25 protein-coding genes are annotated in these 25400 nt (G+C 71.3%); 7 read left to right on the forward strand and 18 right to left on the reverse strand.

What is annotated here, in order from left to right:
• The first annotated feature begins 42 nt into the window (after positions 1 to 42).
• Positions 43 to 1626 (forward strand): hypothetical protein, encoded by a 1584-nt coding sequence (locus ACF08W_RS20035; protein ID WP_392280030.1) that lies wholly within the window; start codon positions 43 to 45, stop codon positions 1624 to 1626.
• A gap of 81 nt (positions 1627 to 1707) precedes the next feature.
• Here the strand turns inward: ACF08W_RS20035 and ACF08W_RS20040 are convergent, their stop codons facing one another.
• The 5 genes from ACF08W_RS20040 to ACF08W_RS20060 form a co-directional block, all read right to left on the reverse strand.
• On the reverse strand, positions 1708 to 2634 hold the full coding sequence (locus tag ACF08W_RS20040; protein ID WP_392280031.1) for an RNA polymerase sigma-70 factor: 927 nt from the start codon (positions 2632 to 2634) through the stop codon (positions 1708 to 1710).
• Positions 2635 to 2691: 57 nt separating this feature from the next.
• On the reverse strand, positions 2692 to 3903 hold the full coding sequence (locus tag ACF08W_RS20045) for an NAD(P)/FAD-dependent oxidoreductase (RefSeq protein ID WP_392280032.1): 1212 nt from the start codon (positions 3901 to 3903) through the stop codon (positions 2692 to 2694).
• Positions 3904 to 3999: 96 nt separating this feature from the next.
• Positions 4000 to 4392 (reverse strand): VOC family protein, encoded by a 393-nt coding sequence (locus ACF08W_RS20050; protein ID WP_385217919.1) that lies wholly within the window; start codon positions 4390 to 4392, stop codon positions 4000 to 4002.
• A gap of 229 nt (positions 4393 to 4621) precedes the next feature.
• Positions 4622 to 5155 (reverse strand): chloramphenicol phosphotransferase CPT, encoded by a 534-nt coding sequence (gene cpt / locus ACF08W_RS20055; protein ID WP_385217916.1) that lies wholly within the window; start codon positions 5153 to 5155, stop codon positions 4622 to 4624.
• 165 nt (positions 5156 to 5320) lie between these two features.
• Positions 5321 to 5974: a ScbR family autoregulator-binding transcription factor gene (locus ACF08W_RS20060; RefSeq protein ID WP_352279960.1), complete on the reverse strand. Its 654-nt coding sequence runs from the start codon at positions 5972 to 5974 to the stop codon at positions 5321 to 5323.
• A 141-nt stretch (positions 5975 to 6115) separates the two neighbouring features.
• Between ACF08W_RS20060 and ACF08W_RS20065 the strand changes: the two genes are divergently transcribed.
• A complete protein-coding gene (locus ACF08W_RS20065; protein ID WP_392280033.1) occupies positions 6116 to 6961 on the forward strand; it encodes an SDR family oxidoreductase in 846 nt (281 codons plus the stop codon).
• 132 nt (positions 6962 to 7093) lie between these two features.
• Here the strand turns inward: ACF08W_RS20065 and ACF08W_RS20070 are convergent, their stop codons facing one another.
• The gene (locus tag ACF08W_RS20070) at positions 7094 to 7948 is read right to left on the reverse strand and encodes a ScbA/BarX family gamma-butyrolactone biosynthesis protein (protein WP_392280034.1); all 855 of its coding nucleotides are present in this window, start codon (positions 7946 to 7948) and stop codon (positions 7094 to 7096) included.
• Between the two features lie 470 nt (positions 7949 to 8418).
• On the opposite strand from ACF08W_RS20070, the gene ACF08W_RS20075 reads away from it, so the two are divergent.
• Positions 8419 to 9066 (forward strand): ScbR family autoregulator-binding transcription factor, encoded by a 648-nt coding sequence (locus tag ACF08W_RS20075; protein WP_385217909.1) that lies wholly within the window; start codon positions 8419 to 8421, stop codon positions 9064 to 9066.
• A 143-nt stretch (positions 9067 to 9209) separates the two neighbouring features.
• On the opposite strand, the gene ACF08W_RS20080 is transcribed toward ACF08W_RS20075, so the two are convergent.
• Positions 9210 to 10943: an ABC-F family ATP-binding cassette domain-containing protein gene (locus ACF08W_RS20080; RefSeq protein ID WP_392280035.1), complete on the reverse strand. Its 1734-nt coding sequence runs from the start codon at positions 10941 to 10943 to the stop codon at positions 9210 to 9212.
• A gap of 719 nt (positions 10944 to 11662) precedes the next feature.
• Here ACF08W_RS20080 and pip point away from each other — a divergent pair.
• Positions 11663 to 12622: a prolyl aminopeptidase gene (pip, locus tag ACF08W_RS20085; RefSeq protein ID WP_392280036.1), complete on the forward strand. Its 960-nt coding sequence runs from the start codon at positions 11663 to 11665 to the stop codon at positions 12620 to 12622.
• Positions 12623 to 12647: 25 nt separating this feature from the next.
• Here pip and ACF08W_RS20090 read toward each other — a convergent pair whose 3' ends face one another.
• Positions 12648 to 13490, reverse strand: a complete 843-nt coding sequence (locus tag ACF08W_RS20090; protein ID WP_392280037.1) for an alpha/beta fold hydrolase — start codon at positions 13488 to 13490, stop codon at positions 12648 to 12650.
• Between the two features lie 86 nt (positions 13491 to 13576).
• Between ACF08W_RS20090 and ACF08W_RS20095 the strand changes: the two genes are divergently transcribed.
• The gene (locus tag ACF08W_RS20095) at positions 13577 to 14257 is read left to right on the forward strand and encodes a sigma-70 family RNA polymerase sigma factor (RefSeq protein WP_392280038.1); all 681 of its coding nucleotides are present in this window, start codon (positions 13577 to 13579) and stop codon (positions 14255 to 14257) included.
• A gap of 70 nt (positions 14258 to 14327) precedes the next feature.
• Here ACF08W_RS20095 and ACF08W_RS20100 read toward each other — a convergent pair whose 3' ends face one another.
• From ACF08W_RS20100 to ACF08W_RS20120, 5 genes are all read right to left on the reverse strand, one after another.
• Positions 14328 to 15119, reverse strand: coding sequence for an ABC transporter permease (locus ACF08W_RS20100; RefSeq protein WP_392280039.1), 792 nt, complete (start codon positions 15117 to 15119; stop codon positions 14328 to 14330).
• Positions 15119 to 16147 carry an ATP-binding cassette domain-containing protein gene (locus ACF08W_RS20105; RefSeq protein ID WP_385213253.1) on the reverse strand — a complete coding sequence of 343 codons (1029 nt, stop codon included), beginning with the start codon at positions 16145 to 16147 and terminating at the stop codon, positions 15119 to 15121. The genes ACF08W_RS20100 and ACF08W_RS20105 overlap by 1 nt, the downstream gene beginning before the upstream one ends.
• 103 nt (positions 16148 to 16250) lie before the next feature.
• On the reverse strand, positions 16251 to 17141 hold the full coding sequence (locus tag ACF08W_RS20110; protein WP_392280040.1) for a DUF4097 domain-containing protein: 891 nt from the start codon (positions 17139 to 17141) through the stop codon (positions 16251 to 16253).
• Between the two features lie 179 nt (positions 17142 to 17320).
• Complete coding sequence (locus ACF08W_RS20115; protein ID WP_385213246.1) at positions 17321 to 17851, reverse strand: hypothetical protein; 531 nt, start codon at positions 17849 to 17851, stop codon at positions 17321 to 17323.
• A 218-nt stretch (positions 17852 to 18069) separates the two neighbouring features.
• On the reverse strand, positions 18070 to 18423 hold the full coding sequence (locus ACF08W_RS20120; protein WP_385213243.1) for a hypothetical protein: 354 nt from the start codon (positions 18421 to 18423) through the stop codon (positions 18070 to 18072).
• 222 nt (positions 18424 to 18645) lie between these two features.
• Here ACF08W_RS20120 and ACF08W_RS20125 point away from each other — a divergent pair, with 222 nt between their 5' ends.
• Positions 18646 to 19314 (forward strand): class I SAM-dependent DNA methyltransferase, encoded by a 669-nt coding sequence (locus tag ACF08W_RS20125; RefSeq protein ID WP_392280041.1) that lies wholly within the window; start codon positions 18646 to 18648, stop codon positions 19312 to 19314.
• Here the strand turns inward: ACF08W_RS20125 and ACF08W_RS20130 are convergent.
• The 4 genes from ACF08W_RS20130 to ACF08W_RS20145 form a co-directional block, all read right to left on the reverse strand.
• Entirely contained in the window at positions 19290 to 19826 is a 537-nt protein-coding gene (locus tag ACF08W_RS20130) for a hypothetical protein (RefSeq protein WP_392280042.1), read from the reverse strand. The two genes, ACF08W_RS20125 and ACF08W_RS20130, sit on opposite strands and share 25 nt — an antisense overlap.
• 127 nt (positions 19827 to 19953) lie before the next feature.
• Entirely contained in the window at positions 19954 to 20718 is a 765-nt protein-coding gene (locus ACF08W_RS20135) for an SAM-dependent methyltransferase (RefSeq protein ID WP_392280043.1), read from the reverse strand.
• A 221-nt stretch (positions 20719 to 20939) separates the two neighbouring features.
• Positions 20940 to 21476, reverse strand: a complete 537-nt coding sequence (locus ACF08W_RS20140; RefSeq protein WP_352279945.1) for a hypothetical protein — start codon at positions 21474 to 21476, stop codon at positions 20940 to 20942.
• A 141-nt stretch (positions 21477 to 21617) separates the two neighbouring features.
• Positions 21618 to 22622: a GlxA family transcriptional regulator gene (locus ACF08W_RS20145; protein ID WP_392280044.1), complete on the reverse strand. Its 1005-nt coding sequence runs from the start codon at positions 22620 to 22622 to the stop codon at positions 21618 to 21620.
• Positions 22623 to 22767: 145 nt separating this feature from the next.
• On the opposite strand from ACF08W_RS20145, the gene ACF08W_RS20150 reads away from it, so the two are divergent.
• Complete coding sequence (locus ACF08W_RS20150; RefSeq protein WP_392280045.1) at positions 22768 to 23358, forward strand: isochorismatase family protein; 591 nt, start codon at positions 22768 to 22770, stop codon at positions 23356 to 23358.
• A gap of 110 nt (positions 23359 to 23468) precedes the next feature.
• Here the strand turns inward: ACF08W_RS20150 and ACF08W_RS20155 are convergent, their stop codons facing one another.
• Complete coding sequence (locus ACF08W_RS20155; protein WP_392280046.1) at positions 23469 to 25379, reverse strand: alkyl/aryl-sulfatase; 1911 nt, start codon at positions 25377 to 25379, stop codon at positions 23469 to 23471.
• Between the last annotated feature and the right edge of the window lie 21 nt (positions 25380 to 25400).

The raw sequence follows: 25400 nt of genomic DNA on the forward strand, positions 1-25400 counted from the left end.
CACATCAGTACGCAGCGACAAGAGCAACGAGGAGAGGCAGCAGTGGCAGTCACCCAGACGCAGGGCGGTACCCCGGACGGGCCCGGACCGGAGGAGACCGGCGCCCCGGCGGCGGCACGTGCCCGCGCCACGGCGTCCGTCAACGGCGGCGTGATCGGCGCGGATCCGGAGGAACCGCAGGCCGCCCCGGAGAAGACCTCCGAAGCCGAATCCGAGGCCGGAGCCGAGGGGGAGACGGCGGTCGCGGTGACGGAAGAGGCCGGCACCGGAGCCGGGTCCGCGACGGAGGGGGAGACGGCCGAGGGCGTCGCCTCCGCGCTGCGCGGCAGCGGTACGGCCGAAGCGCCGAAGGCGGAGGCGGAAGCCGAAGCAGCGGCGACGGGGACGGGGCCCGCCACCGAGCCCCGCACCGGGTCGGCAACCGGTGCCACGGAGCCCACCGGGGCGGCTTCGGCCACCGAGGAGTCCGCCGAGCCCGCGACCACAGTCACTGCCACTGCCACTGCCACCGCGACCACGGCCGCCGCTCCGGCTGCGACGTCCAGCGGGCGCTTCTCCTGGCTGCGCGCCGGACGTACCGCCACGGCCGCCGCGGCCGGCGGCTCGGGCGACGGCGGTGCGGACGCGGAGGGCGCGGGAGCGCCGGGCAACCCCAACCGGATATCCCGCCCCATGGTCGCGGCCGCCGCGATCGGCGGCGTGGTCCTGCTCGCCGCCCCGTTCATCATCAGCGCCACGTCGGGCGACGACCCGAAGGACGGCAAGGAGCGGGCCGCGGCCGCCGGATACGACGGCCCGAGCACCTCGCCGGACGGCTACGTGCCCAGTGCCGAGCAGGACGGCGGAAAGGCCCCCGGCGGCAAGACCTCCGGGAACACCGCACCGGCCGGCAAGAAGGACGCCTCCGGGAAGATGCCGGACGGCCCGGTGAACGACTCCGTCGCCGACGCCGGTGGAAAGGTCCGGGCCGACGACGAGCCGCCCTCCGACGAGAAGGGCAAGGCCCCCACCAAGACGAAGTCCGGCGGTTCGTCCTCATCGTCCTCCTCCTCGTCCTCCAGCACCGGAGGGAAGGCGACGGACACCACCGCCAAGTCCGCCACCACCCAGAAGTTCTCCGGTTACGCGGGACCGCACTGCTCGGGCACCGGTGGCTTCTACACCGAGTACGGCTCGTCGAAGGTCGCCAACGACGACGACCTGTGGACGACGGCCGTCGGCGGATACGCGTCCAACGGCTGCACCGGCCGGTACCGCTCCATCCCGATGTCCGGCGACAACAGTGACGCGGGCAACTACGCCACCTGGTCGTTCAACACCGGTGCCGTCACCTCGGGTACCTGCCGCATCAGCGTGCACGTCCCCGGATCCGGTGACATCCGGCATGTCGGCGGAGCCCCGTCCTACTACACCATCCATGCCGGAAGCAGCGCCTCCGGAGCACAGCTGACGAGCTTCACCGTCAACCAGGTCGGCAGCCGGGGCCAGTGGGTCGCGGCCCCGAGCGTGAAGATCAACGGCGGGCGGGTGTCGGTGGTGCTGCACGACCGGGGCAAGGACTGGAACTCCAAGGGACCGACGGACGCGCACCACGCCGCGGACGCCATCTACGCGAGCTGCAGCTGACATCCGGGCACACGCGCCGGGACCCGGGCCGGACCCGGGCCCCGGCGCGTGTCCCCCGTACCGCGGTCCGCCACCTACGGCCTATCGAAGGGTCAGCGGCGTCTCGGACTCCACACGGTGCAGTTTCTCGGGATTGCGGACGTAGTAGAGACCGGTGATGCGACCGTCCGACACATGGGCCGCCAGCACGCCGTCGATCTCGCCGCCCCGCCGGACGAGCAGCGCCGGACTGCCGTTGACCGAGGTGGGGGCGAAACTCGGCGGAACGTCGTTCTTGCCGAGCGCCCCGATCATGAATCGGGCCACCTTGTCGGCCCCGACGGTGGGCCGCCGCGCGGCCCGCCTGATTCCCCCGCCATCACCCACCAGCACGACCTCCGGGGCGAGCACGTCGAGCAGACCCTGGAGATCCCCGGTCTCCAGCACCCGCTGGAACGACTCAAGGGCCGCCCGGGTCTCCGTCGCGGAGACCGCCTTGCGGGGGCGGCGCGCGTCGACGTGCTTACGTGCCCGGTGCGCGATCTGCCGTACGGACGCTGCGTTCTTGCCGACGGCGGCCGCGATGTCCTCGTACCCGACGTCGAAGACCTCACGCAGCACGAAGACGGCACGCTCGGTCGGCGACAGCGTCTCGAGGACGAGCATCATCGCCATCGACACGCTCTCGGCCAGCTCGACCGCCTGGGCCACGTCCGGCGTCGTGGCCAACGGCTCCGGCAGCCAGGGGCCCACGTACGTCTCCCTCCGGCGCTTCATGGCACGCAGCCGGTTCAGGGCCTGCCGGGTCGTGATCCGCACGAGGAAGGCACGGTGGTCGAGCACCCGGGCCAGATCGACCTCGACCCATCGCAGCCAGGTCTCCTGGAGCACGTCCTCCGCGTCGGCGGCCGAGCCGAGCATCTCGTACGCAACGGTGAAGAGCAGAGGCCGATGGGCGACGAACGTATCGGTGGCCGGGTCGGCGATCCGCTCGCCGTCCACCTCTGTGCCCTCGGCGCGCGAATCCACGTCGACTCCCTTTCGTTCTGGTGTTGTTGCGTAAACGGATGAGCGCGAGCAAACCGCTCAGGAGGCCCGCTCCGCCGTGCGCCGCGACGGTACCCCGCTGCTCCCGGCGCGGAGCAGCTGACGATGCCTGGCGTTGCCCGGCAGGCGGTGCAGCCGGTACGAACCCGGCTTGCCCGCCTCCCCGGCCAGATGCTTGATGATGCCCTCGCACACGATCTCCTTGACCTTCGCCCCGGAGCGGCCTGCCAGGTGCAGCCACAACGCGACATCGTCCCGGCGCGCGAACTGGAAGATGCCGTCGTCGCGTCCCAGGCTGACGCACTGGGCGGCGAACGCCTGGACGAGCGGCGAGGGCCGCTCACCCGCGATCCGGCTCAGCACCGTGTCGGCGGCCCGCGCACCCATGGGGATCGCCGCCTGGCAGCTCATGCGCAACGCCACGTCCGACGGTGCCGCCGAGTCGCCCGCCCCGACGATGCGCGGGTCGTCCACGCTCGTCAACGTCTCGTCCGTCAGCAGCCGGCCCTCTCCGTCGGTGCTCAGTCCGCTGCGTACGGCCAGGTCGGGCACGCCGAACCCGGCGGTCCAGACGGTCACCCCGCCCGCGACCCGTCGGCCGTCGGCGAGCCGGACTCCGTCCCGGAACACCTCCGTCACCCGACTGGCCGGGCCGTCGAGCACGGTCACCCCGAGGCGGGCCAGCCGCCCAGCGACCGAACGGCGGCCCCGCGGATGGAGATACGGGCCGAGCGAGCCGCCACAGAGCAGGGTCACGTCCCGCCCCGTCCCCGCCAGTTCGGCGGCGATCTCGATGCCGGTCGGGCCGGCCCCGACCACCGTCACCCCGGCCGTCGCGGGCGCGGCGTCGAGGGCGGCCCGCAGCCGGTCGGCCTCCTCCATGGTGGCGAGCGGGTGGCCGAACTCGGCGGCGCCGGGCACCTGCGGCGCGGCGCTCCCGCTGCCCACCGCGTAGACCAGATAGTCGTAGCCGACCGTGCCCCCGCTTGCCAGCACCACGCCGCGCCCGGCCGCGTCGATCCGGGACACGGTGTCGGTCACGATGCGGACCCGTTCGCCGAGGACCTCGCCGTAGTCGACGACCGCGTTCCCGGTGCCGCCCACCCACTGGTGCAGACGGACCCGATGGACGAACCGGGCGCGGGGGTTGATCAGCGTCACGGCCACGCCGTCGTGCTTCGTCAGTCGATTGGCCGCCATGACACCGGCGTATCCGCCGCCGATCACGACCACCTCGATGTGCTGAGCCATGGTGTCTCCTCCGGATCCTCAAGGTCTCGGCCTCAAGACACCGGCTGCCCGGCGACTGTGACACCCTGTGACGCGGATCACGAAGGGAGGCGGTCCTCAGCGCGGCTGTGTCGCGATCTGGATCAGGTTCCCGCAGGTGTCGTCGAGGACGGCGGTGGTGACGGGCCCCATCTCGGTCGGCTCCTGAACGAAGCGGACACCGAGGGCGCTCAGCCGTTCGTGCTCCGCGCGTACGTCGTCGACGGCGAACTGGGCGAGCGGGATGCCGTCCGCCACGAGCGCGTCACGGTACGTCCTGGCGGCCGGGTGCCCCGCAGGTTCCAGGAGGAGCTCGGTGCCGTCGGGGTCCTCGGGTGAGACCACGGTGAGCCACCGGTCCGTCCCGCCCACGGGGACGTCGTGCTTCTTCGTGAAGCCGAGGATCTCGGTGTAGAAGCGCAGGGCCCGTTCCTGGTCGTCGACGAAAACACTGGTCAGATGAATTCTCATCGGTGTTCTCTCTTTTCGCTTCGAAATATTGAGGGCGGTCGCCCATTTTACTTCGGCCGATCAGATATGAGAATTCATCCGTGGGTCCATCGATGGAACGTGGCGATCGGGCTGGACGGGTCTCGGCTGCGACGGTTCGAGAAACGGTGAGAGGCTGGCGGTATTCCAGTGAAATGCGCCCGGATATTCGCGGACGGGCAGGCGGGCGGGCGCTCGGAGAGTCGGTCGGTCAGCCGACGCGCGCGGCGATGGCCCGTGCGCACTCCATCGACTCGGTGTGCGTGGTGTCCACCTCCAGGTCGTAGGCCATGCCCCGGTGGACCACGTCCGCCTGGGACGCCGCCATTCCGCCGATCCGGTCACCCCGGGCGACCTCGCGGCCCGCGGCGACCGCACTGTCGCACCGGACTCCGACCCACAGCACGTCCAGTCCGTCCAGGGCCCTCTGCCACCGCTTCTGTGAGTCCACTCCACCGAGGAAGACCTCGTCGACGACGATCCGGGCGCCCGCGCGCGCCATCGCGGCGACACCCTCGATCCATGCCGCCTCCAGCGCCCGGAACTCCGGCCCGACGGTCACCTGCCCGTCCGGGGCGATATCGATCCCGGCATCCGATTCCTGCATGGACGCGGGCATCGCCTCGATCAGTGTGTCCGTCCCCAGTGTCAGCCACGGATCCGGCAGACACGCTTGCAGACAGCGGGCAATGCCGGACTTCCCCGAGCTGGAACCACCATTGAGAACGATCACGTCGACTGTCATCGCGCCACAGTAACGGCACCATGCCGGTGCCGCGACCACATACCCGCGGAGCCCGCGCGGACCGTCGCACTTCGTCGAGCCCTCCCCGCTACGCGTTCAACGTCCGCTGCCCGATGTGCTGTTGCCTCATGGGGCCGGGCGTCGAAGCGGGGGCGGGGCGACGCGTCACCGCACGGGCTGTGGTGTTGCCATGGTCTCGGCCTGCACGGCCGCCCCGCGGCCCTCGGTGAGGTCGAGCGTGGTGAGAATGGCGGGGGTGACGGTGCTGGGGAGGATGTGGCGCATGAGGGCGGACACCCGTGTGGTGAGGTCGCGGTATTCGCAGAGGGCCTGGGACATGGATTGGATACCGGCGAAGGAACCTACGATGATGTCGGCTGTTTCGGCGGGGTCGATATGAGGGAGAAGCTCGCCCTGGCTCTTTGCCTGCTGGAGAAGGGTGATGCCGACATTGCTCCAGCGGAGAAAGGGGCCGCTGCGGTCGAGGTTGCGCGCTGACTGGTCCATGGAAAGTCGTACACCGGCGCGGACCATGGGGTCGGTCTGAAGCCGGTGGGCGTGGAGCATGACGGCGTCGACGACTTCTTGGACCTTGGAGGTGCGGCTGGGGGTGGTGACATGTTGGTCTTGTTCGGAGAGAACGCCCTGGGCGAGGTCTTCCTTCGACTGGAAGTGGAAATACAGGGCGCCTTTGGTGACTCCGGCCTCGGCGAGAATCTGGGAGATGGTGGCTGCCTGGTAACCGCGCTCTTCGAAGATTTTGGCTGCTGCGGTGAGAATGGTCTGGCGAGTCCGGATGGCGCGTTGCTGTTCAGCCACTTTGTCTCCTTCCTCCTCGGGGCGATGGGGTGTCGGGAGGGCGATGAAGAAACCGTCCGGTTCGTATCTTACAGGTTGCGTTCAGGGGCGTTCCGTTCGTCTTTGTGCGTACGGGAGTTGCAGGCAAGGGGTGAGGGGTTCGTGATTCTGGTGACCGGCGCGACGGGGACGGTGGGGAGCGAGGTGGTGCGAAGTCTCCCGGCGGGGGCGGAGGTTCGCGTGATGGCGAGGAATCCGGGACGGGTCACGGGGGCGCCCGAGGGGACCGAGGTGGTGTGGGGGGACTTCGGCGTGGAGGGTTCAGTGGTGCGTGCTCTGCGCGGGGTGCGTGAGGTGTTCTTGCTGACGGTTCCCGGCGGGGGTGACGACGGTGCGTTCCTGAGGGTGGCGCGGGAGGCGGGGGTGCGGCACGTGGTGAAGCTGTCCGCGGCCGCGGTGGGGGACAGCGGGGCGGTGGATCTGATCACCCGGTGGCAGCGACGTAATGAGGAGTTGCTGCGGGAATCGGGCATGGAATGGACGCTGCTACGGCCGCGTGCGTTCATGTCAAACACGCTTTCGTGGGCGGAGTCGGTGCGTGCGGAGGGCGTGGTGCGGGCGCTGTACGGGGAGTCGGCGAACGCGTGCGTCGACCCGCGCGATGTGGCGGAGGTGGCGGTGCGCGCTCTGACGGAGGACGGTCACGGTGGCCGGATCCACACGCTGACGGGGCCGGAGCCGCTGAGCGCGGTGCGGCAGACGGCCCTGCTCGGTGAGGTGCTGGGGCGGCGGCTGCGGTTCGAGGAGCTGGAGCCGGAGCAGGTGCGTGCCGCGTGGGGTGCGCGCTACCCGGCGAAGTTCGTCGAGGCGCTGTTGGAGAGCGCGGAGCGCGGCCGGGCGGGTTCGAAGGTGGAGGTCCACGGTACGGTGCCCGCGCTGCTGGGCCGGCCCGCGAGGGCGTTCCGGCAGTGGGCCGAGAGCCATCTGGAGGCGTTCGGCGCCGCGTGAGCGAGGTGCGGTGTGCGCCCGCCGGCCGTGCGGCCGGGCGAGGACACGTGGACCGTCGGCCCCCTCGGACCTCCGCCCGTCGTCGCTCTGCCGGGGACGTCCGAGGCCGCGGGCAGTACACCTGACGATGCGTCAGAGGTGATGCGTTCCGGCGCTGATGGTGGAGCGGAAGACGGGTTCCCCGCTCTGGTGGGCGGTGACCAGGACGGACTGTGTCTCGGGCAGCGGGGTGGCCTGGACGGTGCAGGGGGCGTCGAGTTCGACGTAGCGGGCGAAGGTGTTGGTGATGCGGAGGGGGAGGTAGGAAGCGCGGCCGAGGGAGGCCGCGGTGGCCTGGCGCGCGGCTTCGATCAGCAGCATGCCGGGAACGTGGTCGCCGGGGTGCTCGAAGAGTACCGGGTGGCGGGTGTCTGCCCGGAGCAGCCAGTGATCCGTTCTGTCGGTGGGTGAGAGGACGACGTCGTGGGGCGAGACGCGTCCCACGGCCCGGGGGTCGGCGGGGCGGGGCGGGAGGACATGGTCCTGGCTGGGCAGACGTCCCTGGCGTACCCGGTGGTAGGCCGCGGGGGAGATGCAGGAGAGGCTGCCGCCGCCCGTCGCGACGGTTTCGCCGTCGCGACGGATGTCCATGGACAGGCGCAGTCCGGCCAGGTTTCTGCCGCGCCAGTGGATCTGTGTGCAGTGGGCGTCGGCGGTGAGGACGGTGGGGCCGGGGCCGCGTCCCGTCGCCATCTTTTCGGGGTGCACGGTGATGTCGAGGTCCCAGACGACGAACTGGTGGCCGAGCGGGACTCCGTACGCCGCGTGCCCCAGGAGTATGCCGGTCTGGCGGATCGTTTCGCAGCCGAGGAGCGGGTCGTGGTAGCCGCCGGCGACCGGGGTGAAGAAGGGGTGGTCGTGCGGCCACCGGGCGGTCACGGTGAAGCGGTCGTCACCGGTCCGGGCCCAGTCCATGATCATGACCTCGGCCGCGGAGGACCGGTGCACGAACTGCCGGGGGACCCTGGCGGGTTCTCCGGATGCGCTGGAGCGGGGAGCCGACGGTTCGGCGTCCCGTCCGTCCCTGCCGGGCAGGGGGAGTCCGGTTCGGAAGGCGCTCGTGGACATTGCTCCCCCTGGGTACTGGTGCGGGACATGCGTGGTCAAGGGCTGACTCTGGCCCGAAAGTACATACCAACCGGTTTAATTTCTAGTGCCTCCGGGGCCCCTTTTGTCTCATGGCCCAGAAGGGGACAGTGTGGCGGGGGGTGCTTTCCGGGGATGCGGGTGCTGGCGTTCCCGGGTGCGTCCCGCCCTCCGCGCAGGTGCGTGCGAGGCGTACGGCGCCGGGGCGCGGATCGTGCGGGTGCGGGCAGGAGGCGGTAAGAAACCGCACGGGCGGTTGGTTTATAGTCATTGCCTGTTCTCCGGCAGGCACAGCGGTTCCCGGTAATCCCCCGGCAGTATCGGAGCAGTTGATGGTCAAGCAGGAACGTGCGGCACGCACGCGGGACTCCCTGATCCAGTCCGCGGCCGAGGTCTTCGACCAGGGCGGTTCGTCTGCGCCGTCGCTCACCCTGATCAGTTCACGGGCCGGGGTGAGCAACGGCGCGCTGCATTTCCATTTCGCGAGCAAGGCCGCTCTGGTGGACGCGGTCGGCGAATCGGCGCTGGTCCGGCTGCTGGCCGTGACCAACGGCGCGCGACGGCCGGGCCAGGGCCAGGTGCAGCTTCTCGTCGACGCGACCCACGCACTGGCCGGCGCACTCCGCGCCGATGTGGTGCTGCGGGTGGGATTCGCGCTGAGCGGGGATGCGTCGCGCTCGGCGGGGACGGATCTGCGGCAGCACTGGAGGAGCTGGGTCGAGCGGACGGTGCGGCAGGCCGAGGCCAGGGGCGAACTGCGCCGCGGGGCCGGGGTGCGCGAGACGGTGATGGCCGTGGTGGCGGTGACGATGGGGTTCGAGGTGCTCGGAACCCGGGACGCTGCGTGGCTCTCGTCGTCGACGGTCGCGGGGTTCTGGCAACTGCTGCTCCCGACGCTCGTGTCCGCGGACGTTCTCGCCGCGACCGACGCCGACGGAAGCCATGGCGTCCGGGCCCTGTACGGGTTCGGCGAGCGGTGAGCGGCAGGGACCGCTGAGAAGGGCGCGAGGTTCTCCCCCGGGCCGTGCCGGCCCATGCCCGGGAGGACAGGGGTACCGCCCCCGCCGCGCCGCCGTCGCGCGGGAACGGCTCCTGTCCAGGCTCCCGTCCGGTCCGGAAGAGGCTACGCCCGGCCCTCGACGGTCGTGCTGTCCACCGTGCCAGGGGCTTCGGTGGGCTCCGCTCCGGCGGGTGCCCGGTGTGCGGCGGAAGGGTCGGGGAGGTGGAGTTCGTGGTTCCGCCAGCGGGCGCGGAGCCAGCGGTCGTGACTGGCCACGACGACCGCGCCGGGCCCGGTGCCCAGGGCGGCCTCCAGTTCGTCGCACAACCGCGGGGACAGGTGGTTGGTGGGTTCGTCGAGGAGCAGGAGCTGCGGCGGGCGTGCCACCAGCAGGGCCAGGGCCAGCCGACGGCGTTGGCCGGCCGAGAGACGGCCGACCGGTTTGTCGAGGTCCGTGGTGTGCAACAGGCCCAGTGAGTCCAGCGGGAGAGCCTGGGCCCGGTCGGCGCCCAGGGTGTGCGCATAGGTTGTCCGCGCGGTCCGTTCCGGTCGGGCGAAGACGGTGTCCTGGGCGAGGAGTCCGACGGTCAGCCCGGTACGTCGTTGAACGGTACCCAGGGCCGTGAGCTGTCCGGCGAGCACGGACAACAGTGTCGATTTGCCGGTTCCGTTGTCGCCCGTGACGAGGAGGCGCCCGCTCGCGGTGATGTCCAGATGGCCGAGGGAGAGTCGGCCCGGCACCCGTACGTCGCGCAGGGAGACGAGCACACCCTCCGGGAGGTCCTCGCCGGTCGGAGCCGGGGCGGTGACGGTGGCGGTGGTGAGCGCGGTGGGGTGGAAGCGCAGCGGCCGCGGTGGTTGTGGGACCTGCTCGCGCCGGAGCGTCTCCAGCCTGCGGGCGGCGTTGCGTACCCGGCGCGAGACCTGGCTCTGGACGCGGCCGCCCCGGTGGCCGTAGCCCATCTTCTCGTTGTCGCGCCGCTCCCGGTCCGGTGCCACCCGGTGCGCGGTCACCTCGGTCGCGTGGCGCAGTGCTGCCAGTTCTTCCTGCTCCTCGGCGTAGCGGCGTTCCCAACGCTCCCGTTCGGCGTGCTTGTGCGCGAGGTAGGCGGTGTAGTTGCCTCCGTAGCGGACCGGGCCGTCCACAGCCGGGTCGAGGTCGATCAGGTCGGTGCAGACGGCATCGAGGAAGGCCCGGTCGTGGCTGGCGATCACGACGACTCCGGGCAGGGCGCGTACCTGTTCTTCCACGAACGCGGCGGCACGGTCGTCGAGGTGATTGGTCGGTTCGTCCAGCAGCAGGGCCGGAGGACGCCGTACCAGCAGGGCGGCCAGTGCGAGACGGCCCCGCTGGCCCCCGGAGAGGGAGTCGAGTCGCCTGCTGTGCGCGAGCGCGCCGAGGCCGAGCCCGTCGAGTACGGCAGCGGCGTGCCGGTCCGCGTCCCAGGATTCCCGTTCCTCGGCCTGCTCGAGCCGTCGGCCGTAGACGTCGAGGAGTCCGGCGAGGTCGGGAGAGTCCTGCGGGGCCAGGGCGATCCGGTCGGCGAGGCGCTCGAGTTCGGCGAGGTCCTCGCGGGCCTCGCGCAGCGCGTCGTCCAGGACCTCGGTGATCGTCGACGCGGGGTCGAAGGGAAGTTCCTGGTGCAGGAAGCCCGTTCCGGGCGGTCGGACGACGGTTCCGGAGTCGGGTTCGTCGATTCCGGCGAGCAGTCGGAGCAGGGTCGTCTTGCCGACACCGTTCTCCCCGATCAGGCCGATGCGGTGGCCGGGGGAGGCGGTGAGGGTGATGCCGTCGACGACTCGCCTGGTGCCCAGGGTGCGGACGAGGTCGGTGGCGGTCAGGGCTGGTCGGGACATGGTGATCCACCTGAGGTGAGGGGGTGCGGCCCGCCGGGCGGTTGTTCCGCCTCGGGCGCGGGCCCGGTCGCGGCCCGTGTTCACATGCCCGGCGCCCCCGTCCCGGCCCGCCCGCCGTGGTCGATGCGCGGCCGCCCGTCCACTCCGGACCGGAGGACCGGTCGTGACCGCGGGCGACGGAACGCGCGGGCGGCAGAGCTTCCGGCGCCGGTGTCTTCCCGGCAGCCGGAACGGCCGGTACGGGCAACGGAGGAGAGGGAGCCGACAGCGACCGGACAGGCGGAAGGCACGGCAAGGACAGCGGACACGGGGAGACCTCGAAGAACGTACGGGCAGGCGGAAACCGCTGCCCGGGACACGGACAAGAGCGAGAGGAACGACTGAACGGCCGCGGCGACGACGCTCCTGGGCATCGGCCGACGGCCCGACCGTTCGGGGTATCACCCCGAGATGTCGTCGTCGCCCACCATGTCTGGTCTCCTCGAATCCGGTACGCTGTACGGCCGGTTGTCCCTGTGGACGGCCGACACCGGGCGAGCCTAACAGCCCCGGCACACGAGACACCGTTCCACGGCCACGGGCGGGTCCCGCCCCCGCGCCCGGCCGGCCCGCTTCCCTTTCCGTCCCGGCCTGCCGGGCGCCCCCGCGCGCACGCGGCACGCATCCAGACGTACTTCAGTACCTCCGCCTCCCGCGGACCCGATGAAGGAGACCCGGACATGGCAGCCCCCTACGCGCCGAACGACCCCTACGACCACGGCATGCTCGACACCGGCGACGGCAATCTCATCTACTGGGAGACCTGCGGGAACCCCGACGGCAAACCCGCCCTCGTCGTCCACGGCGGCCCCGGTTCGGGCTGCTCGGCCGGTCCGCGCGGCTACTTCGACCCCGCGTACTACCGGACCGTCCTGTTCGACCAGCGCGGATGCGGCCGCAGCACCCCCCATGCCGCCGACCCCGCCACCGACCTGACCCACAACACCACCGACCAGCTGATCGCCGACATGGAACGGCTGCGCCGTCACCTCGGCATCGACAAGTGGCTGCTGTACGGCGGCTCCTGGGGCTCGACGCTCATCCTGGCGTACGCCGAGCGCCACCCCGAACGGGTCTCGGAGATTGTGATCGCCTCCGTCACCACCACCCGCCGCAGCGAGATCGACTGGCTCTACCGGGGTTCGGGTCGCTTCTTCCCGGAGGCGTGGCAGCGCTTCAGGGACGGGGTCCCCGAGGCCGGGCAGGACGGCGACCTCGTCGCCGCGTACGCCCGCCGGGTGAACAGCCCCGACCCCGAAGTACGGGCCAGGGCCACGGCCGACTGGTGCGCCTGGGAGGACGCCGTCCTGTCCGGCGAGCCCAACGGCGCACCCGATCCGTACAGCGGCAGGCCGCCCCGGGCCCGGCTGGGCCTGGTGAGGATCTGCTCGCACTACTTCGCCCACGGGGCCTGGCTGGAGGAAGGGCAGCTGATCCGCGAGGCGGGGCGGCTGGCCGGCATTCCCGGCGTCCTGATCCACGGCCGCCTCGACATCAGCAGCCCCCTCAGCACCGCCTGGGACCTCGCCCGTGCCTGGCCCGACGCGGAACTCGTGGTCATCGAGGACGCCGGGCACAAGGGCAGCGCCGCCATGGACGCCGCGGTGCTCACGGCACTCGACGGATTCGCCCGGCAGTAGGCCGCCCGAACGCCCCGCCCCGACATCAGCGGGCGGCGCGTCGCTCCAGGAACGCCGCGACCACCGACGTGAACCGGTCCGCGTCGTCGACCCACGGGCTGTGACCGGCCCCCGGCTGCACCGCGAACACCCCGTGGGGGAACAGCCCGGCGGCCTCGGCGACCGCCTTCGGCGGGCTGTTCAGGTCGAACTCCCCGGCCAGCAGCAGGACGGGGGCGTCGAGAGCGGTGAGTGCCGCGCGGGTGGCAGGGGGCGCGAAGGCGCCCTCGGCCCCGAAGTACGCGACGGCCTGCGTGTTGACCGGGCGGCTCGCCGCACGGTGCTGCCGTGCTGCCTCGTCCCACCGGCCGCAGAAGAACGGGTCGACGGCCGCCCAGTCATCACCGGTGCCCGCCATGACCGCCTCCAGGGCGGCGAACGCCGAAGGGAACCACGGCTCGTCCCTCCGCAGCCGCGCCAGCGCGCGCCGGTCCTCGGCGGTGACCGTGATGCCCAGGGCCCGGGCGCCGGGGGTAACCAGGACGAGCCGGCCGACGTTCTCCGGGCGGCGCGCCGCGTATCGCGTCACGACGTCCGCCCCGGCCGAGTGGCCGAGCAGATCGACCGTCGCCAGACCGAGATGGACACGGAGCGCCTCGATGTCCTCGGTGAGACGGTCGCAGCGGTACGAGGAGACGTCCACGGGCGGCGCGGACCGCCCCGTCCCTCGCAGGTCCAGGACGATCAGCCGGCGGTGTGCCGACAGCCCGCCGAGATCACCGAGGTAACGGGAGTCGGCCGGGCCGCCGGGTACACAGACGAGCGGAGCGCCGTCCCCGAGCACACGGTAGGCGAGCAGGGTTCCGTCGGACGCGCGAAATGTTGGCATGACACGGACCCTGACAGCCATAACCATGTTGTACAACCTGGTTATGGCAGGGCAGGGTGCGGAAGAGTGAGGGAGAGGGGCAGGGCATGACGGACGGAGGAAAGCGCCGGACCGGCGGGGAGCCCGCCGGCGACCGGGCCGGAGCACGGATCGGGGAGCCGATGGGAGAGCATTCCGGGGAGCGGGCCGGCGAACTGACGGAGGAACAGGCCGGGTTGATGCTCGCCGGGATGAACGAGGCCGTCCGCGCGGGCGAGGAGGCGCGTCGGCAGCGCACCGCGTTGATCGCTCTGCTGACCGGTCTCGGCTGGACGCAGGAACGGATCGCCCGCCTCGCGGACATGAGCCAGCCCGCCGTCTCCAAACACGTGGCCAAATCCCGGGCGAACGGCCTGAGCACCCCGATGGACCTCTCCCCGGAGCAGAGCGACGTCCCCTGGCTCGAAGGGCGGCTGTGGGCCCTGGCCGAGACGGTTTCGGACATCCTCGGAGGCGCCGCCCGCTGCACCCGGCACACCGAGGCCCTCGCCCGCGGCCGGAAGCACTTCACCCCCGAAACCGTCGACGAGTTGCGCCGACTCGTCGAGGAGGACCTGCGTCTGCACCGCGACGCACTTCCCACCGAATTCCGGAGCCTCTACGACCGCATCGGCCGCGCCCTGGACGTCCCGCCGAAGACGGCCCCGGTCCCGGCCGCCGCCCAGCCCTCCGTACGCCGCGTCCTCGCCCACCGTATCCAGCGGGACCTGCTCGCGGGTACGGCCTGAACCCTTCCCGGCGGCCCGGTACGGGGCGGGAAGGGTTCGGACCGTACCCGCCCGTGGGGGCGGGCGGTGGTTACCGTGTGGCGGCGGCCTTGAAGGCGCGACGGGCCCAGATGTAGCCGATGAGGGCGAGAGCCAGGCACCAGGCGAGGGCGACGGCCGCGCTGGAGCCGATCCCGGTGCCGAGCCACAGGCCGCGCAGGGTTTCGATGACCGGGGTGAAGGGCTGGTGCTCGGCGAACCAGCGCAGTCCGGAGGGCATGGAGTCGGTCGGCACGATGGCGCTGCCGAGGAACGGCAGGAACGTGATCGGCATCGGGATGTTGCTGGCGCTCTCCACGGTTTTGGCGGCCAGGCCGATGGCGGCGGAGAGCCAGGTCAGCGCGGTGGTGAGCAGGGTGAGCAGGCCGATGGCGGCGAGCCATTCGACGGGGGTCGCGTCGGGGCGGAAGCCCAGGAGGAGGGCGACACCGATGACCAGGGCGATGCTGGCCATCGTCTGGATCACACCGCCCACGACATGACCGGTGAGGAAGGACCCCTGGGAGATCGGCATCGTGCGGAAGCGGCTGACGATGCCCTCGGTCTTGTCGACGCAGACGCTGATCGCCGCGGTCAGGGAACCGGAGGTGGCGGCCATCAGGATGATGCCGGGCGCCACGTAGTCGATGTACGAGCCGCTGCCGGTGGGCAGTTGGCTGATCCCGTCGCCCAGGGCGTTGCCGAAGGCGTAGTTGAACAGCAGCAGCATCATGAGGGGCATGATGACGACGGTGAGCGTCAAGGACGGGTAGCGCAGGGCCTTCTTGAGACTGCGCCGCAGCATCGTCCGTGAGTCCCGGACGGCGTAGGACAGGGTGGCCATCAGACGTTCTCCTTCGGCGGCACGGGAACGGCGGTGGTGGTCGCGGGTCCCTCCGCGAGGCGGGGGCGGCCGGTGAGGGTCAGGAAGACGTCGTCCAGGTCAGGGGTGTGGACGGTGAGGGACTCGGCCGGAACGCCGGTGGCTTCCAGGGCGTCCAGCACGGCCCGCAGGCCGGTCACGGAGCCGTCGCCGGGGATCCGCAGGGTGAGGGTCTCCTCGTCGCGGGCGGCGGTGCCGAAGACGGCCGCGGCGGCCGCCAGGTCCCGGGGCCCGGCGAACCGTACCTGGATGTGGCCGCCGGGGACGAGCCGCTTCAGCTCGTCGGCGGTGCCTTCGGCGATCAGCCTGCCGTGGTCCAGTACCGCGATGCGGTCGGCGAGCTGATCGGCCTCCTCCAGGTACTGGGTGGTCAGGAAGACGGTCACGCCCTCGTCCTTGACCAGGCCGCGGATGATGTCCCACATGGTGCGCCGGCTGCGCGGGTCGAGTCCGGTGGTGGGTTCGTCGAGGAAGATGACCTGCGGGTCACCGACCAGCGTCATCGCCAGGTCGAGCTTGCGGCGCATGCCGCCGGAGAAGGTGGCAGCGGTCCTGCCCGCCGCCTCGGACAGTTCGAAGCGGCGCAGCAGTTCCGCGGCCCGCCGCCTGCCCTCGGGCCGGGCCAGGTGGTACAGGTCGGCCATCAGGAGCAGGTTCTCCTCGGCGGTCAGCAGGTTGTCGACGGCCGAGAACTGGCCGGTGACGCCGATCGAGGAACGCACGCCCTCGGTGTCCTGGGCCAGGTCGTGGCCGACTATCCGGGCCGTGCCCGCGTCGGGGCGCAGCAGGGTGGACAGGATCTCCACGGTGGTGGTCTTGCCGGCACCGTTGGGCCCGAGCAGCGCGAAGACGGAGCCTTCGGCGATGTCCAGGTCGATGCCGTCGAGCACGAGTTTTTCGCCGTAGGACTTGCGGAGTCCGGTGGCGCTGATCGCCGGGGGCTTCGCGGTCGCCGTGATCGGCGCGGATGTTGTCTGGGCAGCGGTCATGCCGCTCTCCTTCCGGGAGGGGCGGGACGAGCAGGACGAGTGGAACAGACGGTGCGGGTGGTGCTGCTGGAACAGGCAGTACGGGTAGGGGTGTTGCGAAGGATCAGGCGCGGCGGACCACGATGTTGCCGACCGAGGTCCTTGCGTGGATCTCGGCGGTCTCGTCGCTGTCCGCCGGGCCGGAGGAGGCCGTGAGCGAACTGTGCACCGTGCCGTACTTCGCGTTCAGGTCGAGCCAGGCGGCGGTGCCGTCGTGGATGCCGATCTCGAGGTCGCCGACGGTGGCGTGCAGGTCGACCCGGCCGCGGACCACGTCGCCGACGAGGATGCGGCCGTTGGCGGTCGTCGCGTCGACCCCGGCACGGGCGGTGCCGATCTCGATCCGGCCGTTGGCGGACTTCGCGGTGACCGTGCCGTGTGCGGTGCCCACGGAGACGTCACCGTTGGCGGCCTGGCACTTCAGGGCGCCGGTGACCTCGCCGATCCCGGTGGCGCCGTTGCTGTTCTTCACGGTCGCCGCGCCGGTGACCGTACCGATCTCGATGCGGCCCGAGCCGGTGATCTCGATGTCCCCGGACGAGCGGGTGAGGCGGATGTCGCCGTGATCGGTCCTGAGAGCGGCGCCCGCCGCCTCGTCGGCCCGGATGTCGCCCAGCGAGGTGCGGAGCGTGACGTTCCCGAGCGGGCCCGCGCAGACGAAGTCGCCCATGCCGGAGGCGCCCTGGACCTCGGACCCCGAGGGAAGCTCGACGGTCACCTCGATGGCACCGGGCTTCCCGAACAAGGACCGCCTTCTCGGAGTCCGCACGGTGAGGCGGCCGCCCTCGCAGGTGACCCGCGTCTGCTGCACGGCGCGTACGTCGTTGTCGTCGGACCCGTCACGCGGCAGCACCTCCACGACCGTGTCGGTGCGCTTGCCGGCGGTGATGCGGGCGGTGCCGACCTCCAGTTCGAGGTCGGCGAAGATCGGTTCGGGGGTTTCGAAGGAAGGCATGGCTGTCCCGTCCTAGTGGCGTGTGCCGGTGAACCCGCAGGTGGGGCGGGTGAGGTGTGGTCGCGTCGGTGGACCGTTGATCCGTCTGTGCGGAGCTGGGAGAGACGAGGGAGGAAGCGGTGGCCGGGTGCCTTCGCGTGTGTCGGCCATGACCCGCCGGATACGCCCGGGGGCAGGTCCTAGCGGACCCAGCCGGTGAAGCCCCGTCCGCTCGGGGTGGTGGTGCGGGTGGCCGGGCCGGTGTTCCCGGCACCGTCGAGCGCGAGGGAAACGGCGCGTACGAGCCAGGCGTTGACCGACAGGCCCTCCGCCGCCGCGGCGCCCTCGGCCCGGCTCTTGAGATGGGCGGGCAGCCGGAAGTTGATCCGCGCCATCGCACCGTCGTCGGCGTCCGCGGGCGACGGGGGCGGTGCGATGGCGGCGGTTGCCGCGACCGGCTCCTCCGCTTGCTGGAGCGGTTCGGGCGCGGGCGGCTGCGTCACGACGAACTCGGGGTCGAGCCCGCGCAACCGGACATCGACCGAACCGGGCGCCAGCTCCCGGGTGACCTCGCCCATGGCCGCGGACAGCGCGTTGAGCAGGGTCAGCCGGGCGGCTGACTCCAGCGGGGCGGTGAGCCGCTCGGCCAGGGCGCGGGCTTCGTCACCACCGGCATCCGCTGCCACGGCAAGTTCTCGGCGGAGGTTGTCCACGTAGGGCGTGAGGTCCATGACGCCATGATGGCACATGGATGGCGCCATGGCGAGCCAATGCGGCGCCTTGATGGCACCAGCATCGATGACCTGCGGATTCTTGCTCTCCAGGATGCGTCTGGCAGCCTGTGGCGCCCTCCGGTGTCACCGTGGCAGCAGTTTGGCGCCATCTGGTGTCATGCGTGCGCCATGGCGCGGGTGTGATGGCGCCGCGGGTGGTGCGGTGTGGCCCCGGATCAGGCGGCGGCCCAGGGGACGCGGCAGACATGGGCCGTGTCCGCCGGGCACAGGGCGCCGGTGACCGCCTTGCGGACCGCCCGCCAGGTCCGCAGGGAGCACTTCATGCGGACGCGCAGCTCGACCGGCTCCCGGGCACCGCTGTCCAGACCGGGGTTCTCCCAGGTCCACTGCTCGGCCAGGAGGTCGTACGCCTCGGCGGTCGTCAGCCCACTGCCCGGCAGCGTGCGCACCACCGCGATCTCGTGGGCCCGCACGGCCCGGGAGGCCATGGCCTTGTCGACGATCCCCCGGACCCGGGCCAGTCCCTGTTCGTCCGCATAGAGGCCGAATCGCATCACGCGTGTCCTCATCGTCGTACTCCTTCCGTTCCCGGTCCTCGCGGTCCTGTCACCCCCGCCGGTCCGCGCCCTGCGGTCCTGTTGCGCGGGCGATCGTCTCCGCCCCGCGTCCGCGTCGATCTCGCCCCGGTCCGCGTGGAGTGCCGTGAACACGGGCGTCGGCTGCGCTCCGCTTCCGCGTCCATGGCGTGAAGCGGCCGCCGGCACGGCGCGAAGGCCGTAGGGTCCTCGTCCATGACCGACCTCGCTCCCTCCTCCTCGTACCTGGCGACCACGGCGGACGCCTACGGCGCCGTCGCCTCCCTCTACGCCGACCTCGTCCAGGACTCGCTGACCGCGCTGCCGCTGGACCGCTCGTTCCTGGCCGTGTTCGCCGAGCTCGTGACGGCCGCGGGCGGCGGGCCCGTCGCCGAGCTGGGATGCGGTCCCGGATACCTCACCGCGCATCTGCGGGACCTGGGGCTGGACATGTTCGGCGTGGACCTGTCGCCGACGATGGTCGACCTCGCCCGCGAGACATACCACGACCTGCGGTTCGAGGTCGGTTCGATGCAGGCCCTGGACCTGCCCTCCGGTGAGTTGGCCGGGATCGTCTCCTGGTACTCGGTCATTCACACTCCGCCGGGCGAGCTTCCGCCCTACTTCGCCGAGTTCCAACGGCTCCTCGCCCCCGGCGGCCATCTCCTGCTCGCCTTCTTCGAATCGGAGGGCGGGCCGGTCACCGCGTTCGACCACAAGGTGACGACGGCCTACCGGTGGCCGGTCGACGGCCTCGCGGACATGGCCAGCGAGGCCGGGTTCACCGAGGTCGGCCGGATGCTGCGGGAGCCGTGCGAAGGCGAACGGTTCCGCCGCGGCCACCTGCTGATGCGCCGCGTCTACGGCGAGGGGAACGAGAAGTAGAGCGCGTCGCTGTAGAAGGAGGCGAAGTGCTGCTCCCAGTCCTTCCGGACGGAGGCCAGCCACGCCTCGTCCCGGCCGGACACCGCCGCCTCGGCGCGGGCCACCGCGTCGGGTATGTCATGGGCGACCAGGGACTCCACCGCCGCCTCGGGATCCTTGTCGTGGAGGGAGACCATCTCCCCGGTCTCCAGCACGAAGAACCGGTCCCGCTGCTTGTCCAGGTGTGCCGTGGTCCGGGCGACGCACTCGGCGAAACCGCCGTCGTCCTCAAGCCCCTGTCCGACGACGCGCAGGAGGCCGAGGAGCAGGTCGGCACCGCCGTCGAAGTCGGCGGCGATGCCGATCCGCGGGTTCCAGATCATGGAAGGGACCACGGACGTGCCGCGACCGACGAGCAGTTGGTGCGCCAGCGGAATGCTCCAGTTGTGCTCGGAGACGCAGCGGATCCTCTGCGGGACCGCGTCCGCGGTGGGCGGTGTGTTCGTGGAGTAGAGATAAGAGCGGTTGGCCATGACGGCGACTCTAGCCCCGGGGTCTGACACCGCCTCATGCGTGCGGCCGTCCCGCCCCGGTGCACCGCTGTGAGCAGTGCGAGTGTCCAGGGGCGGCACGGCCGTACCGGGCCGCGTACCGGGGTGTTCAGTCCACCGGGACCAGGGTCAGGTAGGCCATGCCGAGCACGCCCCGGTAGCCGCGCAGCCAACTCTCCCGGTGTCGGTCGGCGCGTTCACGGGTCTCCTGTGCCAGCGGGTGGCCGGGGTGGGCGGCCAGCCACTCCTCCACGTCCGCGAGGTAGCCGGACTCGAAGTGCTCCCACTCGTCGTCGCCGGCCGTCTCGATCCACGCGGGCCGGAACCCGGCGGACACCGCGAGATCGGCGATCCCGGCCAGGTCGTGGTACTCGTCGGCACGGGCGTCCGGCCACATGACGGCCAGTTCGGCGCTGGTGGGGGTGCGCTGCCAGAATCCTTCGGCGAGCAGGACCCGGCCCCCCGGCCTGACGCATCGGCGCAGGGCGGCGAGGGCTTCCGCGGTGTGGGGCGGGGCGGACGCGTCGCTGAAGACGTGGCTGGCACCGAGGCACAGGACGACATCGGCGGGCTCGTACCCGGCCTCGGCGGCGGACTTCTCGATGAACTCCACCCGGCTCTCCAGCCCACGGGCCCTGGCGTTCGCCCGTCCCCGGGCAAGGTCCTCGGCGTTGAGGTCGATCCCCACCCCGCGCGCGCCTGGCACGGCGTCGAGAACGCGGAGCATGAGTTCGCCCCAGCCGCATCCGATGTCCAGCACCCGCGCGGGAGAGGCCCGGGCGAGTCGGCCGACGATCTGTTCGGCCCGTGCCTCGGAGAGGGGTCCGCAGAAGGTGAGTTGGGTCAGGCGGGGAGGGGTGTCGGTTCCGGTCATGCGGAGCATGTTAGATGCGTCCGGCAGGCGTCCACGGGGTCGTTGGGGCCGACGCGCACGTCTGTGGTATTCCCGGAGCGTCCACGTCGCTCCCGGGCTGCGGTCGAGCGGGGAGACCTCGCCCGCCGGGCGCGTCCCGGCGCCGTCGCTCCGGCCGCTGGCACCGGTCCGGTCCGGTCCGCCCGCGCGCCGGCCCGTCCTGTTGTCGGTCGCCGACGGCGCTATTCGTGATCGGCCGCGGACAGGGCTTCGGTGACCATGCGGGTGGCGAAGTCGTGGTCGTCGGTGAGGCGGTTGATGTGCTCCGCGAGCAGCAGCGCGGTGGCCTCCAGCGCGGTCAGCTCGTCCGGGGCCCAGTCACCGTACTGTTTGCGCCACAGGGTCGGGCTCAGCCCGATGCCGGCGGAGATGACCAGCCCGGCCATGGTGGGGATCACTTCGGGGCGCACGCTCCTGGTCATCATGCGCATCGAGCCCACGAGGCTGGGCACCACGTACTCGATGACGTCCCTGTCGTGCGCCTCGTAGGTCTGGCGGAGCCACTGCATGAACACGTAGACGAGCGTGCATGCCCCGTCCACCACCTCGAAGGCTTCCTCGGGCTCCATCGACGCGGTGAACTGGTCGGTCAGTCTCTGCTGCTCGGAGTCCGTCCCGGTGGGGCCGTCGTAGATGGACTTGAGCCGGGAGTCGATCGCCAGGATCGCTACGCCCACGTCGCCGACGGGGGCGTACTTGGGGTCGCAGGGTGATGACACAGGAATCCTCCTAGGAGACCGTGGGCAACGCGCCGTGTACGTACGGTAGCTGCTGGGAGGGTGCATGTAGTACGGATCCCGCCGAAGTGGGCGGCTGTTCACGCCGACCGGGCTCGGGTGGCCGCCGGGAACGGTGCGCGCTCACGTCCCGGCGGCGCCCAGACCGGTGCGGAACCGCATCCGGTACTCCGTCGGGGTCGTGCCGAGCTTGCGCCGGAACGCCCGTACGAGGGTGTCGGTGGTGTTGAACCCGAAGGCGGACGCGATCCGTTCGAGGGTGTCGTCGGTGGACTCCAGGCGGCTGCGCGCCCGTTCGACCCGGACCGACTCGATGTAGGAGCTGGGGGTGGTTCCCAGCTCGGACTTGAAGATGCGGGTGAGCTGCCGCTCGCCGACATGCGCGTACGCGGCGAGGTCCGCGACGGTGAGCCGCTCGCCGATCCGGTCCATGATGTGGTGGCGCAGGTCCTCGATGCGCCGGGTCGTGGACGGCGGCTCCAGCGGAACGCTGAACTGGCTCTGCCCGCTCGGCCGCTTCAGGTACATCACGAGCTGCCGGGCCACGCGCAGCGCGGCGGCCTCGCCGAAGTCCTCGGAGACCAGGGCGAGCGACAGGTCGAGGCAGGAGCTGATGCCCGCGCCGGTCCACACCTCGCCCTCGCGGATGAAGATCGGGTCGGCGTCGACCCGTACCCGGGGGTGCTCCTCGGCGAGTTGGGCGGCGGTCGACCAGTGGGTGGTGGCCCGTTTCCCGTCCAGCAATCCGGCGGCGGCGAGGATGTGCGCCCCGACGCAGACCGACGCGATCCGCCGGGACGCTGTGGCCAGTTCCCGTACCCGTGTGACCACGGCCGGGTCGGTCAGGGCGCGGACCCGGCCGTCGGCACCGGTCTCGACCGAGCCGGGAACCAGCAGGGTGTCGATGCTCCGGCCCGCCACCTCCCCGAAGGTCGCGTCGGGCAGGACCCGGACCCCGGCGGAGGTGGTGACGGGGTCGTTGGTCTCGGCGGCGAGGAGAACGGTGTAGCCCGCCGCGGCGTTCTGGTCGCGTCGGTGGAGGGCGAACACTTCGGGCGGCCCGGTGACGTCGAGGAGGTCGACGCCGTCGAACAGGACGATGACGACGAGTCGTTCGGTGGTGTGCATGGGGTCTCCGTGGCGCTCGGTTGCCGTCGGCGGCCGGGCCGATCGGCGATGTCGGTTTCTGCATGTTAGACGGCATTGCCGACACGTGCGGGTGGTCGTAGCGTTCCTTGCGTATCCCTGGAACACGACCTGAGGCGGATCTTTCATGGCCACGAAGACGTTGCGTGAGCTCACCGGTCTCGACGAGACCCCCGCGAAACTCGCGGAGTCGACCTTGATCCTGGTGGACTACCAGAACACCTACACCCGTGGTGAGTTGGAGCTGGAGGGGTGGCGGGCCGCGCTCGACGCCGCGGCCGAGCTCCTGGCACGGGCCAGGGAGGTGGGCGCGGAGGTGATTCACGTCGTCCACGACGGCGGGGAGGGGAGCCTGTACGACGTCGAGGCGTGGACCGGCGGGATCCATCCCGATGTGGCGCCGACGGAGGGTGAGCGGGTCGTGCGGAAGAAGGCTCCGGACGCCTTTGTCGGTACGGACCTGGGCGACCATGTGGACGCCGCCGGGCACCAGGACATCGTCGTCATCGGATTCATGACGCACATGTGCGTGACGTTCACCGCGCAGGGGGCGTTCCTGCGCGGCAACCGCCCCACCGTGGTGGCCAACGCCTGCGCGTCGCGAGGATTGCCGGTGCTGGGTGCGGAGTTGGGTGCCGATCAGGTGCACAGCAGCGGGCTTGCTGTGATTCGTGATCTCTACGGTGTTGTGGTGGCGAGTGGTGACTCCCTGGGCTGATCCGCCGGGCTCCGGGCGGGCGGGCGTGCAGGTCCGTGGGGGTCTGGTTTCCGGGCCGCCACGCTGTCACGCCCGGCCCGCCGGTGGGGGAGGCGCCGGGGCAGGCGGCGTCAGGGGGTGACGAGGGGGAAGTTCCGGTCGCCGGGGTCGAGGAGTGCGGCGAGACGGGTCAGCGCGGACAGGTCGCCCTCGGCCCGGATCCCCGCGCTCTCCAGTTCTTGTGGGTCGAGTCCTTGTCCCACGAGGGTGGCCAGTGAGGCGGCTGTCGCGGAGAGGGTGACGCCCGGGGCGGATTTCTGGGGGGCTGTGGTGTGGGTGAGGACTCCGTTGGCCAGGCGCAGGCGGTAGCGGTCGCGGGTGTCGGTGAGATGGATGTCGATGGTGATGTGTTCGTTCCAGGCTCTGGGGCCGTCGACCCGGACGGCGAGCGCGTCGAACAGCATCGGTGGGGTGAGGTTGGCGACGATGTCGGGTGACGCCACGAGGGTCGGTGTGCCGAACCGCCCTTCGCGCAGTTCGGCGGCGCCACAGAGGTAGAAATTGCGCCAGGTTCCGTTCTCCGCCCCGTAGCCGAGCTGTTCGAAGGTGTCGGCGAGCAGTTCCAGGGCCGCGGTATGTCCGGGTTCGGCGAAGACCACGTGGCTGAGGACTTCGGCCGTCCAGCGGAAGTCGCCCGCGTCGAACGAGCCGCGTGCCTTCTCGACCACGGTGTCCGCACCACCCATGAACGCGACGTAGCGCCGTGCCGCCTCGGCCGGGGGGTGCTGCCACAGATGGGCGGGGTTGCCGTCGAACCAGCCCATGTAACGCTGGTAGACGGCCTTGAGGTTGTGGCTGACCGAGCCGTAGTAGCCGCGTGTGTGCCAGGCGTTCTCCAGGGCGGGCGGCAGCTGGAGGTGCTCGGCGATCTCGGCGCCCGTCCAGCCCTTGTTGATCAGGCGTAGCGACTGGTCGTGGAGATAGCCGTACAGGTCGCGCTGGGTTTCCAGGAACGTTACCGCCCTTTCCCGGCCCCAGACCGGCCAGTGGTGGGACGCGAACACGACATCGGTCGCGTCGCCGAACAGGCCGATCGTCTCGGTGAGCGCCTTCGACCAGGCGTTGGGGTCGCGGACGACGGCCCCGCGCAGGGTGAGGAGGTTGTGCAGGGTGTGGGTGGCGTCCTCGGCCGCGCACAGGGCCCTGGAGGCGGGGAAGTGGATGAGGAGTTCGGCCGGTGCCTCGGTGTCGGGGGCCATCTGGAAGACCATCCGCACCCCGTCGACGGTCTCCTCCTGCCCGGTCGTGGTGACGGGCAGGGTCGGCGGGATCAGGGTGACGGTTCCGGTGGACGTCGTCTGGCCCAGGCCGGCCCCCACCTGGCCCCGTGCCCCGCGTGTCAGCGCCGCCCCGTACATGTAGGCGGCGCGCCGGGCCATGGCGGTGCCCGCGTACACGTTCTCGGCGACCGCGTGCTCGGTGAACCCCTCCGGCGCGATCACCGGGACCCGCCCCGCGTCCACGTCCTCCTGCGTGGTGACTCCCTTCACCCCGCCGAAGTGGTCGACGTGCGAGTGGGTGTAGACGACCGCGCTCACGGGGCGTTCGCCCCGGTGTTCGCGGTACAGGGCCAGTGCCGCGGCGGCGGTCTCGGTCGAGATCAGCGGGTCGATGACGATCACGCCGGTGTCGCCCTCGACGAACGTGATGTTCGACAGATCCAGGCCGCGTACCTGGTAGATGCCCTCGACGACCTCGAACAGCCCCTGTTCGGCGACCAGCCGGGACTGGCGCCACAGGCTCGGGTTCACCGTGTCGGGGGCCTCGCCGTCCAGGAAGGCGTACGTGTCACCGTCCCATACCGCCGTGCCGTCCGCCGTGGTGACGGCCCCCGGCACCCGTCGCGCGATCAGTCCGCGCGCGGCGTCCTCGAAGTCCTGCGTGTCTCCGAAGGGGAGGCTCTCCAGCAGTTCCTTGTGCCGGCGGACGACGGACGGGTGCGGGGGCTTCGGCGCGTGCGCGGGAACCGGTGTGTGCGTCATACGGAAAGGATTGTCCGGTTT

Origin of the sequence: Streptomyces sp. NPDC015144 (assembly GCF_043079735.1) — a bacterium.
Taxonomy (GTDB): domain Bacteria; phylum Actinomycetota; class Actinomycetes; order Streptomycetales; family Streptomycetaceae; genus Streptomyces.